Annotated in this window: 13 protein-coding genes; 4 read left to right on the top strand and 9 right to left on the bottom strand. The window is 59.2% G+C overall.

All coding sequences use genetic code 11. The features are described 5' to 3' along the window. On the bottom strand, nt 1–1,479 hold a 1,479-nt coding region (locus ABHR76_RS08040), incomplete at its 3' end, for an NAD(+) synthase (RefSeq protein ID WP_346977279.1). A gap of 203 nt (nt 1,480–1,682) precedes the next feature. Here ABHR76_RS08040 and ABHR76_RS08035 point away from each other — a divergent pair. Next, a complete protein-coding gene (locus ABHR76_RS08035; RefSeq protein WP_138112129.1) occupies nt 1,683–2,636 on the top strand; it encodes a hypothetical protein in 954 nt (317 codons plus the stop codon). Nucleotides 2,637–2,776: 140 nt separating this feature from the next. Continuing rightward, nucleotides 2,777–4,084, top strand: coding sequence for a hypothetical protein (locus ABHR76_RS08030; protein WP_138112127.1), 1,308 nt, complete (start codon nt 2,777–2,779; stop codon nt 4,082–4,084). A gap of 214 nt (nt 4,085–4,298) precedes the next feature. Here ABHR76_RS08030 and ettA read toward each other — a convergent pair whose 3' ends face one another. The 3 genes from ettA to ABHR76_RS08015 all read right to left on the bottom strand — a co-directional run bounded on the left by ettA (nt 4,299) and on the right by ABHR76_RS08015 (nt 7,131). Next, on the bottom strand, nt 4,299–5,978 hold the full coding sequence (ettA, locus tag ABHR76_RS08025) for an energy-dependent translational throttle protein EttA (protein ID WP_055251458.1): 1,680 nt from the start codon (nt 5,976–5,978) through the stop codon (nt 4,299–4,301). A 177-nt stretch (nt 5,979–6,155) separates the two neighbouring features. Next, on the bottom strand, nt 6,156–6,860 hold the full coding sequence (locus ABHR76_RS08020) for an SdpI family protein (RefSeq protein ID WP_346977278.1): 705 nt from the start codon (nt 6,858–6,860) through the stop codon (nt 6,156–6,158). Further along, a complete protein-coding gene (locus ABHR76_RS08015; protein WP_346977277.1) occupies nt 6,853–7,131 on the bottom strand; it encodes an autorepressor SdpR family transcription factor in 279 nt (92 codons plus the stop codon). The genes ABHR76_RS08020 and ABHR76_RS08015 overlap by 8 nt, the downstream gene beginning before the upstream one ends. Nucleotides 7,132–7,591: 460 nt before the next feature. Between ABHR76_RS08015 and ABHR76_RS08010 the strand changes: the two genes are divergently transcribed. Both ABHR76_RS08010 and ABHR76_RS08005 read left to right on the top strand, forming a co-directional pair. After that, nucleotides 7,592–8,389, top strand: coding sequence for a tRNA threonylcarbamoyladenosine dehydratase (locus ABHR76_RS08010; RefSeq protein ID WP_271747230.1), 798 nt, complete (start codon nt 7,592–7,594; stop codon nt 8,387–8,389). A gap of 14 nt (nt 8,390–8,403) precedes the next feature. Beyond that, nucleotides 8,404–9,186 carry a TatD family hydrolase gene (locus ABHR76_RS08005; RefSeq protein WP_346977275.1) on the top strand — a complete coding sequence of 261 codons (783 nt, stop codon included), beginning with the start codon at nt 8,404–8,406 and terminating at the stop codon, nt 9,184–9,186. Nucleotides 9,187–9,266: 80 nt separating this feature from the next. On the opposite strand, the gene ABHR76_RS08000 is transcribed toward ABHR76_RS08005, so the two are convergent. The 5 genes from ABHR76_RS08000 to ABHR76_RS07980 form a co-directional block, all read right to left on the bottom strand. Further along, complete coding sequence (locus ABHR76_RS08000; RefSeq protein WP_346977274.1) at nt 9,267–10,784, bottom strand: FGGY-family carbohydrate kinase; 1,518 nt, start codon at nt 10,782–10,784, stop codon at nt 9,267–9,269. Between the two features lie 6 nt (nt 10,785–10,790). After that, nucleotides 10,791–11,600 (bottom strand): BtpA/SgcQ family protein, encoded by an 810-nt coding sequence (locus ABHR76_RS07995; RefSeq protein WP_346977273.1) that lies wholly within the window; start codon nt 11,598–11,600, stop codon nt 10,791–10,793. Between the two features lie 33 nt (nt 11,601–11,633). Next, nucleotides 11,634–12,062 (bottom strand): secondary thiamine-phosphate synthase enzyme YjbQ, encoded by a 429-nt coding sequence (locus tag ABHR76_RS07990; protein WP_117735290.1) that lies wholly within the window; start codon nt 12,060–12,062, stop codon nt 11,634–11,636. A 2-nt stretch (nt 12,063–12,064) separates the two neighbouring features. Beyond that, entirely contained in the window at nt 12,065–12,925 is an 861-nt protein-coding gene (locus ABHR76_RS07985) for an amidohydrolase family protein (RefSeq protein ID WP_346977271.1), read from the bottom strand. Between the two features lie 27 nt (nt 12,926–12,952). Next, nucleotides 12,953–13,198 (bottom strand): PfkB family carbohydrate kinase (locus tag ABHR76_RS07980; protein ID WP_346977270.1); only part of this gene is annotated, 246 nt, incomplete at its 5' end.

Genomic DNA, 13,198 nt, shown 5'->3' with positions numbered 1-13,198 from the left:
GTTATAGGTAGCCCAGCCGAGCGCCAGCTCCGACAGGTCGCCCGTGCCAATGACAAAACCGCCAGCCTGGTTGGCCAGATCCATCAGAATCTGCGTACGCTCGCGCGCCTGGCTGTTCTCGTAGGTCACGTCCTGCACAGCTGGATCATGCTCAATGTCCTTGAAGTGCTGCTCCACAGCCGCGTGGATCGAAACCTCGCGGAAGCTCACACCCAGGTCGCGAGCGAGCGACTCGGCATTCGACTTGGTGCGATGCGTCGTGCCGAAGCCGGGCATGGACACGGCTGTGATACCAGTGCGCGGCAGCCCCAGTGCATCGAAGGCACGCACGGTCACAAGCAGCGCCAGTGTGGAATCGAGACCGCCCGAAAGGCCGATAACGGCCGCCTTGGTGCCCGTATGGGCAAGGCGGGTCTTGAGGCCCGCGGTCTGCAGGTCGAGGATGGTCTCGCAGCGCTCAGCCAGGTCACCATGGTCGGCAGGCACGAAGGGCGCGCGGGGGAAGACACGGTCTATGCCGAGCGCATCGCGCAGGACAGGCTCTTCGGCGAGCGAGCCCTCAAACGAGAACTCGACGGTCACGGCCTCCGGCGCATCGTCCGCGCGCGTCCACGTCGTCGAGCGACGGCGCTCGGCAACCAGGCGGTCAAGGTCAACGTCGGCGATGGCCATATCGCAGGTAAGCAGTTTGGTCGCGGCGAGCTTGGAGCCGTTTTCGTAGACGAGGTTCTCACCCGCAAAGACCATGTCGGTCGTGGACTCGCCCTCGCTCGCGTCCGCGTAGGCATAGGCGCAGTACAGGCGCGCGCTCTGATTGGAGATAAGGCTGCGGCGGTAATCTGCCTTACCGATAATCTCGTCCGAGGCCGACGGGTTGAGAATCACCGTCGCACCGGCAAGCGCCATCTCGGTCGAAGGGGGCGCCGGCACCCACAGGTCCTCGCAGACTTCAACGCCCAGCACCATATCCTCGGCACCCTCATCACAGCAGCGGTAGACAAGCCCCGAACCCAGCGGAACCGGACCCTGACCGGCAAATTCAACCCACACGGGATCCGCAGGCGACGGAGCAAACCAGCGACGCTCATAGAACTCGCCATAGTTGGGCAGATACTTCTTGGCCGTGAGGCCCAAAAGCTCGCCCGCGCAGCACACGGCGGCACAGTTGTAGATATTCTCGGCAACCGCAACGGGAAGACCGATGGTAAAGACGATCGGCAGCTCACGGGTTTCATCGAGGATATGCACCAGAGCAGCCTCGCAGGCATGCAGCAGTGTGCGGTTATGGAACAGATCGGCCGCGGTATAGCCAGTCAGATTAAGCTCGGGCAACACCAACGCGCGAACGCCACGCCCGGCAGCATCGCGAACAGCCGCCAGCGCAACCTCGGCATTGCCCTCGACATCGGCCACGCGAATCTGCGGCGACGCCGCCGCCACACGCAAAAAGCCATCAGACTGAGAAAGGTGAAGATTCATAAGAATGCTCCCGTGCGTAGACGCCATTCACAACAATTAGCAAGTCCTATTGTAGTTCAACCGCCGGGTGTAACCGCATCCCACCAACTTGGTGAGCAATTGATGAGTTGATGGTATCTGTTAAATGTCACGTACGATTCACATCTGGTGGGTACCCTGATGGCTACACGAAACGAAGCAGATTTACACCGGGAGGACCCCGTATGACAACCAAGTACACCGACGCGCCGCGCACGCGCGTCATGACGCCGGCATCGCTCAACAACGGCGTACACGAGAACCATTCCATTGGACAGACCATGGCCATCGCGCCCAAAAAGGGCCTGTTCGACGACATTTCCATTCCCCAGATCATCGCCGGTGCCGCAGCTGCCGCCACGAGCGTGGCGCTTGCTTCAAAGATCGGCATTGCCGGCTCGGTGATTGGTGCCGCTGTGAGCTCAGTCATCACTGTTGTGTCCTCGCAGGTCTATCGCCACTTTATCTCCGCCAGCGCCGAAGCAATCAAGGGCACGCATGCCGCTGTCGACTACCCTGCCGGCGCCTACGAGCCCGTTGAGCCCGATGTCGAGGAGCACCTAGGTGGCGCCGCGACCACGCAGGAGATGCGCCAGGTTGCGGGACGCGCGACCACGGCGCGCGTCGCCCCCAACAGCCTGCGCGCCAAGGCGGCGGCAGAGCGCAGCCAGACACAAAAGAAGGTCATCGTCTTCTCGATCGCCATCGCCATCGTCGCGGTCATCGCCTGCGCCGGCGCCATCCTTATCACCACTGCCGGTGAGGGTCTGGGCGAGCGTCCCGAGCCAATCCTGTCGTCGCGCACGACCGAGAGCGATGCAAATGGCAACACTCAGCCGCAGGATCAGCAGGCACAGACGGACGACACGCAAGACAGTCCTACCTCTGCCAATTCGTCCTCGAACACCCAAAACCAATCGCAGGGCACCGATTCCTCTATGGCCAACAGTGGCACGCCGTCCGGCACGACCGACTCAAGCCAAACGACTGACGGTTCACAGCCGAACACGGGAGGCCAGACGAGCGACACCACGTCGGGAACGGGCACGGCAGACAGTAACAACACCAACAGCTCGAGCGGAACCGCTTCCGGCACGGCATCTGACAACTCGAGCCAAGGCACGGCATCGGGCAACTAAGCACGTTTGCCTCTCATAGATAACCGACCTGTACAACGGGCGCGAATCGAAAGCGGTTCGCGCCCGTTTGCCTTGGGCGCCGCCATGGCGAACGCCATGCGATGGTAAGATGCTTTACATGTGTAAAGAGGAGATTTGCCATGAGCAAGACAATAATTAGGCCCACGCTTTCGCTGGGCAACCACATCTATCTGTATCGCCTGCTGCGCGATGCGATTGGATGTGGCAAGCAAACGTTTATGACGCAGGTCGAGGAGGCGCTCGCCGCTGGCGACATGACCGCTTATGACCTGGGCTTCGAGTCCACGCGCGAGTTGCTCGAGGAACTCGACGACTGCATTAAGCTGACCGTCTTTAAAGGCGGCCGCCTGTATGCCACGGTCATCGCCAACGAGGCCTGGGATGCTGCGCTTGCCAAGGGCGAGGACAAGCCCAAGACCGCCAAGGGCGCCAAGCAGTCCTACAAAAAGAAAAAGCGCGGTGAGAAGGACCTCAAGGCCGTGCGCCCCAAGCACGTTAAGCGTCCCGAGCCCGAAGCCATGGTTGAAGCCGCGCCGGAACCCGAGCCCGAGACAGAGATCGAAGTCGCTATTGAGGTAACGGCAGAAGCCGAAACCGAAATCGCCGCCACGACCGATCCCAAAGTCATATCCGAGCAGGAAGCCACTGTGGAGCTCAACGAAGCGCCCAAGTCGACAACCGAAGAAGCCGCTGACCAACCCGAGCCGCCTGCGTTCCAAAACAGCGATGTCTTTGGCGACGAGGCCGAGGACGATCAGTCCGACGAGCCCACAGATCAAGACGCTACCGAGTCGGCGCCGGAACCCGAGACGCCGCAGCCCGCCATCTCGCTCACGGTCGTCTATGACCCCGAGAATGCCAATGCCGGCATCACCACCATGGCATCCACGCCCATCGAGGCAAAGTCGAGCGTCGAGAATGAGAGCGCGACGCAGGTTGAGGTTGAAACTGAAGCTGCAGACGCGCCCGTCACCGTGAAGCCCGCAGATTCCACAATCAAGCCGAAGACGACGCTGGAGTTCGCACCCGTCATCGAGTCCGTACCCACCTCTGCTTGCGACCAAATTCCCGCACCTGCACCGGCTCCGGTCCCCGCTGCAGCACCGGCCCCCGCACCCGCAGCGCCCGCCATCCCCGAGGACTTCCCCGTCGATTTCGCAACCGAGGTCTTCTGCCCCGGCCCGCTTCTGCACCAGCTGTCAACCTATCTCCCCTACGGCGCCGACACGCTCGGCATTGTCGGCGAGTACTACTGGATCGCCCGCGAGCGCGGTACCATCGAGGCCGCGCGAAACCGCGCAAGCTTCCCCCTGCGCTACACGCAGACCGGCGAGCGCCACGAAGTCACCGTGCGCATCCGCCGCAACACCACCGGCGGTCTCGGAGCCACCTGGGCCATCGATAAAGTCGAAGAACCCGAGCAGTAACGACAAACGGCTCAAATCCAAATCAGGATTTGAGCCGTTTTTATTTGTTGATGTTGCGTAACCAACAGCGAGCGGGCCGCAAGTGCCCCAGGTTGCCGTGAAAGAGGAGCGACGCGTACTTCGGTACGCGAGCGACGGCTTGAACGGCAAGATGGGGTGCTTGCGACCCGCGCCGCGTCGAGCAGTTACGCGGTTTGGAAAACCGCGTAACGATCTAGTCACGCGTCAGCTTACGGTGAATACGATGCGGCTGGGCTGCGTCCTCGCCCAGGCGCTCGATGCGGTTGGCCTGATAGGCCTCGAAGTTGCCCTCGAACCAATACCAGTTGCCCGGATTCTCGTCGGTGCCCTCCCACGCCAGAATGTGCGTGGCAACGCGGTCCAGGAACATACGATCGTGGCTAATGACCACCGAGCAGCCCGGGAACTCGAGCAGCGCCGCTTCGAGCGAGGACAGCGTCTCGACGTCGAGGTCGTTCGTGGGCTCGTCGAGGAGCAGCAAGTTGCCGCCCTGCTTGAGCGTAAGCGCCAAGTTCAGACGGTTGCGCTCGCCACCGGAGAGTACGCCAGCGCGCTTCTGCTGGTCCTGGCCCTTAAAGCCAAAGCTCGCCACGTACGCGCGGCTCGGAACCTCGGTCTCGCCGACCATCATGTGGTCTAGGCCGTCCGAGACGACCTCCCATAGGTTCTTATCGGGGTCGATGCCGGAACGGTTCTGGTCGACGTAAGAAATCTTGACGGTCTCGCCCACCTCGAGCTCGCCCGAAGTCAGCGGCTCCAGACCCACAATCGTCTTGAACAGTGTGGTCTTGCCCACACCGTTGGGGCCGATGACGCCCACGATGCCGTTACGCGGCAGGGTGAACGAAAGGTCGTCGATGAGCACGCGGCCATCGAACTCTTTGTGCAGATGATGGGCCTCGAGCACCTTGTTGCCCAGACGCGGGCCCACAGGGATGCGAATGTCAGTCCAGTCGAGCTTCTGGCTTGCGCGCGCCTCAGCCTCCATCTCCTCGTAGCGGGCCAGACGGGCCTTGTTCTTGGCCTGACGGGCCTTGGGCGAGCTGCGCACCCACTCGAGCTCGGCCTCCATGCGCTTGGCGAGCTTGGCGTCGCGGTTGCCCTGTGCCTCGATACGGGCGGCCTTGGTCTCCAGATACGTGGAGTAGTTGCCCTTGTAGGGATAAAGGTGACCGCGGTCGACCTCGCAGATCCACTCGGCAACGTTATCCAGGAAGTAGCGATCGTGTGTGACGGCAAGCACCGCGCCCTGGTAGTTGTGCAGGAAGTGCTCGAGCCACAGGATCGACTCGGCGTCCAGGTGGTTCGTGGGCTCGTCGAGCAGCAGCAGGTCGGGAGCCTCGAGCAGCAGCTTGCACAGGGCCACGCGACGGCGCTCGCCGCCAGAGAGCACGTTGACCGGCATGTCGGAATCGGGCAGCTGCAGGGCGTCCATGGCCTGGCCGAGCTTGGAATCGATATCCCAGCCGTCGGCGGCGTCAATCTCGTCCTGGAGCTTTCCCATCTCGGCCATGAGGGCGTCCATGTCGCAGTCCGGATCGCACATCTCCTCGCCGATCTTGTTGAAGCGATCGACCTTGGCGATCATGTCGCCAAACGCCATGCGCACGTTCTCGATGACGGTCTTGTCGTCGTCAAGCGGCGGCTCCTGCTGCAGGATGCCCACGGTGTAGCCGGGGGTAAGCCTGGCATCGCCGTTGGAGACCTCCTCGATGCCGGCCATGATCTTGAGCAGGGTCGACTTGCCCATACCGTTGGGGCCCACGACGCCGATCTTGGCACCGGGGTAGAAGCTCAGGGTCACGTCGTCAAGGATCACCTTGTCGCCATGGGCCTTACGAGCCTGATACATCTGATAAATGAACTCCGCCACAGTCATTTCTCCTTATCTAGCTGCGGAAATCTTCTCACCCTCTCCGTTTTGGAAAAAGCGGAGAGGCAGTTCGCGCGTTCTAATAAAAAGGGGCATGGTTGCCCATACCCCCTAATACTACCTGGGAAAAGTCCCCCGGAACATACTATGAACTGCGTACGCTAGTTTTCCGCAACCTTAGCGAACGGCTCGCTGCGATTTGCGCCACAGCAGATACGAATAGACGTAGGCAGCTCCGGCTGAGCCAAACGCCAGAACCGCAATCACCACGGCGACGACTTCACTCGAAAGCACGCTACCCGCCACGCCCATCACAATCAGGCCAACACCCAGCACCATAAAGCAGGCACCGCCAAAACGCTGCGTACGGCGCCAGTTCTCGGGATCGGCAAGCGCCCAAGGCGTCTTGATACCGAGCGTATAGTTCTGCTTCACACGCGGCAAGTAGTTGCCTACGCCGATGAACAGCAAACCGATAGCACCGGAAATCAGCACGTTGACCGAACCGACCGCCGGCACCACGCCCCAGACCGTAAGCTCACCCAACCAGCTTATGGCACACATGAACAAGGTGAAGGCGATTACAAAACCCTGATAGAACTTGCCCGAGGTCCGATACGCCTCGCCCTTAGGGTCGATGCGTGGCACCACGTAGAACATTGCAAGAAGTGCCAGAGGCAGCACGCCGAGCGCGGAGGCCATCCAGCTAGGGCCCCAACCGTCGACGGCGCCGTTCGCTCCCCAGTGCGTGGGAATCTGCGCAGGCAAGCTCGGCATCACCATGAGGTGCGCTACGACATTGGCGACGCACAGAGCGACCAGCGCAATCCACACGCGCGACGATACCCCCGTGGGGTGAATGCCCTTGTTTTCGTTATTCATCCTTATCACATTCCGTGTTTGTAAAGCCCATAAACCAGCCAATTAAATCCTGCATGACGGTGGTGTTTAAGCTGTATACGATGTTTTGGCCATGGCGCTCATCGGTCACCAACCCGGCGTTTTTGAGCGTCGCCAAGTGATGGCTCAGTGACGGCTTACTGATGTCAAAATGCTCGGCAAGCTCTCCGGCCGTGCAATTGCCCTCGCGCAGCAGTTCCAAAATGCGCCGCCGCGTAGGATCGGCCAGCGCCTTAAAACCCTCTCCCGGCATAAGACCTCCTCTCATCATCTCTCATGACGCGCACACTATACTCGATATTTAGATGTTTGTCTAATTATCTAAAACAGTAACATCTATAGAACATTCGTTCGTATTTAGCTACAATGGAAGTTGAAGCAGATGGGCCAGCTCCCTCTACCCAAGAAGGAGATGGACTATGAGTATTGACGATGTCCTGACGTTGTTGTTGCTTGTAATCGCGGCTGTGGAGCTCGGCATCCACATTGGAGGTCGAATGAAATAGCCGCCCCCGCGTAATGCGAAGACGGCCACTTCTCACGCTACAAACGTGTTTGGGAGTTGGCCAACCCGCGGCAACGGGTGCCATCTGCTTCATCTTATGCGAATCTCTGCCTCATTTCAACAAGCCCCTAGGGCTCAAATGGAATCGCGATAATACCTATAATGGCGATAGCTAAAACACGACCTGCTTCCCCATCGGAGGATGTCTATGACCGAAACCACAGCCGCAACCCCCAACGAGACACGCGACACCAAGCTCGAGATCATCATGGGCCGCGAGGCACTCGACAAACTCGCCGCCGCCACGGTGCTGGTGCTCGGCTGCGGAGGTGTGGGCTCCAATTGCTGCGAGGCACTTGCCCGCGGCGGCATTGGTCATTTCGTCATTCTGGATAAGGACATCATCGCGCCCAGCAATATCAATCGCCAGGCCATCGCCTTTCACAGCACCGTCGGCAAGCGCAAAGTCGACGTCATGGAGGCTATGATTCACGACATCAACCCTACCGCTACCGTCATCAAGCGCACCGAATACCTGCTGAGCGACAACATCGATGATTTCTTCGCGAGCGTTTTGGAGCAGACGGACGGCAAGCTCGACTACGTCGTCGACGCCATCGACACCATCTCGGCCAAGCTCACCATTGCCAAATATGCTCAGGACCACGACATTCGTTTGGTTAGCTCCATGGGCGGGGCCAACAAGCTCCATCCCGAGTGCCTCCGCTTTGCCGACATTTTCGATACGGTACGTGACCCCATGAGCCGCATCATGCGCAAAGAATGCAAGAAGCGTGGAATCAAGAGCCTGCATGTACTGTTTAGCTGCGAGGAATCGGTTAAGACACAGCCCCGCGACCCTTCCAACATCCACGAGCGCACCGAGCTGGGAACCGCCAGCTTTATGCCGCCCATCATGGGCCAGATGATTGCCGGCGAGGTTATCCGCCAGATCAGCGGCCGCGGCACTGAGCGCGTACGCTCCGATGGCCAACGTCTGGACTAGCGGAGCGCACCGAGATGGAGCCCCGGTTATTTGATGCACACTGCCATCTTGATTTAATGGCTCACCCGGACGCCGTTGCCGATGAGGCGACGGCGCTGGGCTTGGGTCTATTTGACTGCGGCGTCAATCCGCGCGACTTTTCGGCCGCAAACGAGCGCGCCTGTCGCCAACCAGGCATCATCGCCGGCGTTGGGCTTCACCCCTGGTGGCTCGCCGATGGTCACTGCGGTTTTGTCGAAGTCAATCTGCTTTGCGAAGTTGCTGCCCAAGAACGCTACATCGGCGAAGTCGGACTCGACTTTTCCGCGCGCTTTGCTGGAAGTGAGCCGCTACAAATACAGGCACTTAACCGGCTCTGCGATGCGCTCGTGCAGCATCCTCTTACCGGGCGCGTGATATCAATTCACGCCGTTCGTTCGGCAGGAGCCGTACTGGACGTCCTCGAATCGCATGGACTACTCATCCCAAACCCCGACTCCCCCGTTATCATCTTCCACTGGTTTAGCGGTACTTCGGACGAACTCGTCCGCGCGCGTAATGCGGGCTGTTATTTTTCCGTCAACGAACGCATGCTCGCGACCAAGCGCGGTCGCGAATACGCACGACAGATTCCACTCGACCGCCTACTGCTCGAGACCGATGCGCCGGCCGAACCAAACACAGAAACAAGCGCGCAGTCGCTCATCAAATCGCTCACAAGGACCTCGATGCGCATTGCCTCACTCAAAAACTGTGACGCAAAGCGCATCGAGTCGGCAGTTTTAACAAATGCGCACTCTGTTTTTGACCTTCGCTAACCCCTGTGGGCAAAAAATGCCAAGGGACATGCGAATCGCACAACGCAGTCCCTATTGGTAGGCAGTACAATTCGGCAGCTTTACACCAATTCGTGCATGAGATCACGGTTGCGTGCATACAATTCGTCAAAGATATGACGACGCGACGCATATAACTCGTGGGCAGCCATATCGGGCTCGATTGTTTGCGCAACGCCAAGGACTCGGGCGAGTTCATCCCATGATGCATAGGCGCCACCTGCGAGAGCTGCCATGATGGCATCACCGAAGCATGCGCCCACCGTAACCTTGGCAACCGAGACCTCGCGCCCGCATACGTCGGCGATAGCTTGCATCCAAACTGGATTCTTGGTTCCACCTCCGACAAGCATAATGCGCCCAATTGGCAGTCCATGCTCTCGCTCGATAATGTCGACATGGGATGCAACGGTATACGCGACGCCTTCCAAGGCGGCGCGAACCACATGGGCTCGTGTATGCCTTCCGGTCAAGCCAAAGAAGACGCCACGCGCCTCGGGATCATTGAGCGGAGTACGCTCCCCCGCAAAGTACGGCAGACACAGGAGCCCATCGGCACCCGGCGCCACGTCGGCGGCATCATGCGCCATAACCGAATATGCATCGGGGCCACCGTGGCCCTCGGCCTCTACGACGTCGCGATACAGCTCTTGGCGCAGCCACGATGTGAGCGCACCCGCCGTATTGGTCCCCGCGCAGATCCCGTAAGTTCCGGGAATGATAAACGTCCCTGGCCACAGACGGGCATCATCGATCATATGATCAGCTAGGTAGATGAAATACGCTGTACTCCCCAACTGAACCATCATATCGCCGGGACGGAATACACCCGTCGAAATGGCCTCGGCACCAGAGTCGCCCGTTCCCACTAAGACAGGTGTCCCTGCCGCGAGCCCCGTCGCCTCAGCCGCACGCTGCGTAATCACCCCGGCAATATCGGTAGCCGACATTACCTCCGCCATCTGGTCAGGCCGGCAGAAACGAGCACATTCCCGAGCATCAACCTTCCAAGTGTAGCGGTCATATAGGGGAAGAAAATCCTCCGCCAAATAACGGTCCACCGTAAAACGCCCCGTCAACTTCGCGCACAGAAACGATGACGCCGTCAGGAACTTCGCGGCACGTTCGTGCACCTCGGGCATATTCTCCTTAAACCACAAGATCTTGGGAGCAATATCTGACGAACAGGGATCGTGCCCGAAAAGCTCGCGTGCGCGATCTGACCCATATTCGAAAAGAAGCTCGTCAATCTGCGGCTTCGAACGTGCATCGACTCCATATAAAATCGCGGGCGCCAGCGCGTTGCACTCGGTATCGACCGGTACGCAGTCGCAACCCAATGCGGAAAGGCCCACGCATCCAATCTGCGCCGCATTAACCCCCGATCGCACCACCAGCTCGCGCGACAAGCGGCAAAAATCGCCCCACCAAACTGCCTCCGCATCATGCTGGTACCATCCATCACGCGGGTTGTCCGTCTCGTGTCCACAAGAGGCCTGGCAAACGATGTTGCATCGACCATCGATTAAAACGCCTTTAGAGGCACTTGTCCCAATATCAATACCCAGATAGAACCCCATAGGTGCCTACTTCCCTCGCGCCGTGCGAGCGGCAGCCATAAAACGAGCTACCCGCTCAACATCAACCGGGGCATCCAGCTTTCCATCGCGCTTTAAGCACGTGCCGACAAACGCGCCATCGTAGTGAGCAAATACGTCAGCCACGGTATTTTCGCGACAACCGGTGCCACACACCACAGGTACTTGGCCAACACGCTCGCGGACCTCATCGGCAAGCTCGCCCGAAGCGCCGCGACCGGCAGCCGAACCGCCGATGACCATCGCATCCGGTAGGCAATTAAAGAGAAGTGAATCGGCAATGTCCGCAGTCGTGCGGTCGTTGAGATAAACCTCCCCCTCGCTCGTGATGAAGTGAAAAAGCTTGAGGTCGTCCAAGCGCAGCGCCGCCTTGCGACGCATGGTGTGCGCGAAATCTCGGTTAATCAGCCCGAGATCACCGGCCCAGGCACCGCAAAAATTGCAGCGCGTGAACTGCGCGTCGACGGCAGCGCACAGCTCGATTGTAGCATCACCATCGTAAATTGCCTCAGCTCCCCAAGGAGTCGACAGATCATGGGATAGAGCCCCGATTACATAGCCCATCGATGCAAGGGTTGAGGGAGAAACGTGCTGCTCATAGGGCATCGAGAGCTCATTGGTAATCAAAATGCCATCGACACCGCCCTGCTGCAACGCTTCAAGATCGCGCTTGGCGGCTTCCACGACCTGCGACACGCTTCCGCCCGGGTAATACAGTGGATCGCCCGGCAGAGGACGCAGGTGCAGCATTCCGATAACCGGCTTTTCGGTCTTGAACATCGAGGTTAGAAACGACATAACGTGCTCCTTCTTAGGGTCATTGCAGGGACGTTACTCCCCCAGCACCTCGACGTACACTTTTCGCTTCTGCGGACCGTCAAACTCCGCAAGATAGATGTTCTGGGCACCTCCGCACACGATGTGGCCATCTTGGACGGGAAAGAAGCAACTGTTTCCACAAATCATGCTCTTGATATGCCCACAGGAGTTGTTACCGGTGGCTCCATAGCTCGGCAGGAAGTGTGCATGCGCATAGGGGGCATCGAGTGGGGCGATGCGATCAAGCGTCTCCATAAGATCCGTCTCCACGCAGGGCAGCCCCTCGTTTACCACGATTCCGCAGGTCGTATGCGACAAAATAATCGCCGCCAAGCCATTCGTCACCGAGCTGCGTTCGATGGCAGCGTGGACGTCCTCGGTAATATCGATGAACTGGTCCGGAGCAGTCGATAGATAGCTCAATGTCTCGAGCGTCACCATGTTCACTCATCCCCTTCAAGAAAACGCAGGGCATTACCCCAGTAGAGCCTTTCTCGCGCATCATCGCGCATGGGCACGGTATCGAGCGCCCGCTTGAGTTTGAATGCACGGAAGCGCGGCGTATTGCTGGCGAACATCACTTGGTGCGATAGCGCGCGCTCATACCACAGCGGTCCCATATCGACCGTGAAAAGACGCTGCATCATCTCCTCGGGCGAATCTATGTAAGTGATAGAGGTGTCCGCGTAGCAGTTGGGATACTTGAGCAGCATCGCCACGGTCTCGCGCACCCAGGGCCAGCCAAAATGGGTCAAACTAAAACGCACATTTGGATGCGTTGCGATTGTGTGCTCAAATGCAAGCGGGTTACTGCGTGAGAGCTCTGCGCCCGGCTCCCAAGACATACCGGCATGGAAAACCACCGGCTTGTTATAGCGCTCGCACAGTTCGTAAAGCGGCTCGGCCACAGCATCATCGGGGGCAAAACCCTGCTTTGCCGGATGCAGGCAAAGCCCCTTTGCCCCCAACTCGGTAAAGGCGCGCTCCAATTCGTCTGCGGCACCGCTCACCTGCGGGTCTACGCTCGCAAATCCCCACAGACGATCGGGATGTGCGGCAACCAGCATGGCAATCTGCTCATTGGTGCCAAAGTGCCCTCCGCATGCCGTGGTTACATCGAGCGGCATGAGCACGCTCTTCTGCACATCGCAGACGTCCATCTCGACTTGAAGCTCATCCCAATCCATGGGGCCCATATGCCCCATACCAAATTCTCGTGACCAAAAACCGAATCCATCAGGCTCATCACCCGGCGTACAGATCTCGCCGTAGAGCATAGGATGGACCAACATGTCGATAACCATTTCGTACTCCTTTCCAGGCATTTGACCCTAGTACGGCTCAAACGAACCAATCACTCGGGACGACAGCTCAGCGCCCGCCTTCATACACGCCGGAATATCAAGGCCATCGATCACGCCCTTGGTAAACCCGGCGATATACGAGTCGCCGGCACCCACGGTATTAACGACCTTCTCCGCTGGCACGATCCCACACTCATAGAAGCGCTCACCGTCATAGGCAATGCTTCCCTTCTCGCCAAGCGTGGCAACCGCAACGCGCGGTCCCAATACCTG

Origin of the sequence: Collinsella aerofaciens (assembly GCF_039752985.1) — a bacterium.
In the GTDB taxonomy this organism is placed as follows: domain Bacteria; phylum Actinomycetota; class Coriobacteriia; order Coriobacteriales; family Coriobacteriaceae; genus Collinsella; species Collinsella aerofaciens_BT.
The sequence above is the reverse complement of the archived record's forward strand: the minus strand, read 5'-3'. Positions and strand labels throughout refer to the sequence as shown.

Excerpts from the sequence above, each read along its gene's own strand:
- ABHR76_RS08035 (WP_138112129.1), top strand. The coding sequence starts at position 1,683 with ATGACAACCAAGTACACCGACGCGCCGCGCACGCGCGTCATGACGCCG.
- ABHR76_RS08030 (WP_138112127.1), top strand. The coding sequence starts at position 2,777 with ATGAGCAAGACAATAATTAGGCCCACGCTTTCGCTGGGCAACCACATC.
- ABHR76_RS08020 (WP_346977278.1), bottom strand. The coding sequence starts at position 6,860 with ATGAATAACGAAAACAAGGGCATTCACCCCACGGGGGTATCGTCGCGC.
- ABHR76_RS08015 (WP_346977277.1), bottom strand. The coding sequence starts at position 7,131 with ATGCCGGGAGAGGGTTTTAAGGCGCTGGCCGATCCTACGCGGCGGCGC.
- ABHR76_RS08010 (WP_271747230.1), top strand. The coding sequence starts at position 7,592 with ATGACCGAAACCACAGCCGCAACCCCCAACGAGACACGCGACACCAAG.
- ABHR76_RS08005 (WP_346977275.1), top strand. The coding sequence starts at position 8,404 with ATGGAGCCCCGGTTATTTGATGCACACTGCCATCTTGATTTAATGGCT.
- ABHR76_RS08000 (WP_346977274.1), bottom strand. The coding sequence starts at position 10,784 with ATGGGGTTCTATCTGGGTATTGATATTGGGACAAGTGCCTCTAAAGGC.
- ABHR76_RS07995 (WP_346977273.1), bottom strand. The coding sequence starts at position 11,600 with ATGTCGTTTCTAACCTCGATGTTCAAGACCGAAAAGCCGGTTATCGGA.
- ABHR76_RS07990 (WP_117735290.1), bottom strand. The coding sequence starts at position 12,062 with ATGGTGACGCTCGAGACATTGAGCTATCTATCGACTGCTCCGGACCAG.
- ABHR76_RS07985 (WP_346977271.1), bottom strand. The coding sequence starts at position 12,925 with ATGGTTATCGACATGTTGGTCCATCCTATGCTCTACGGCGAGATCTGT.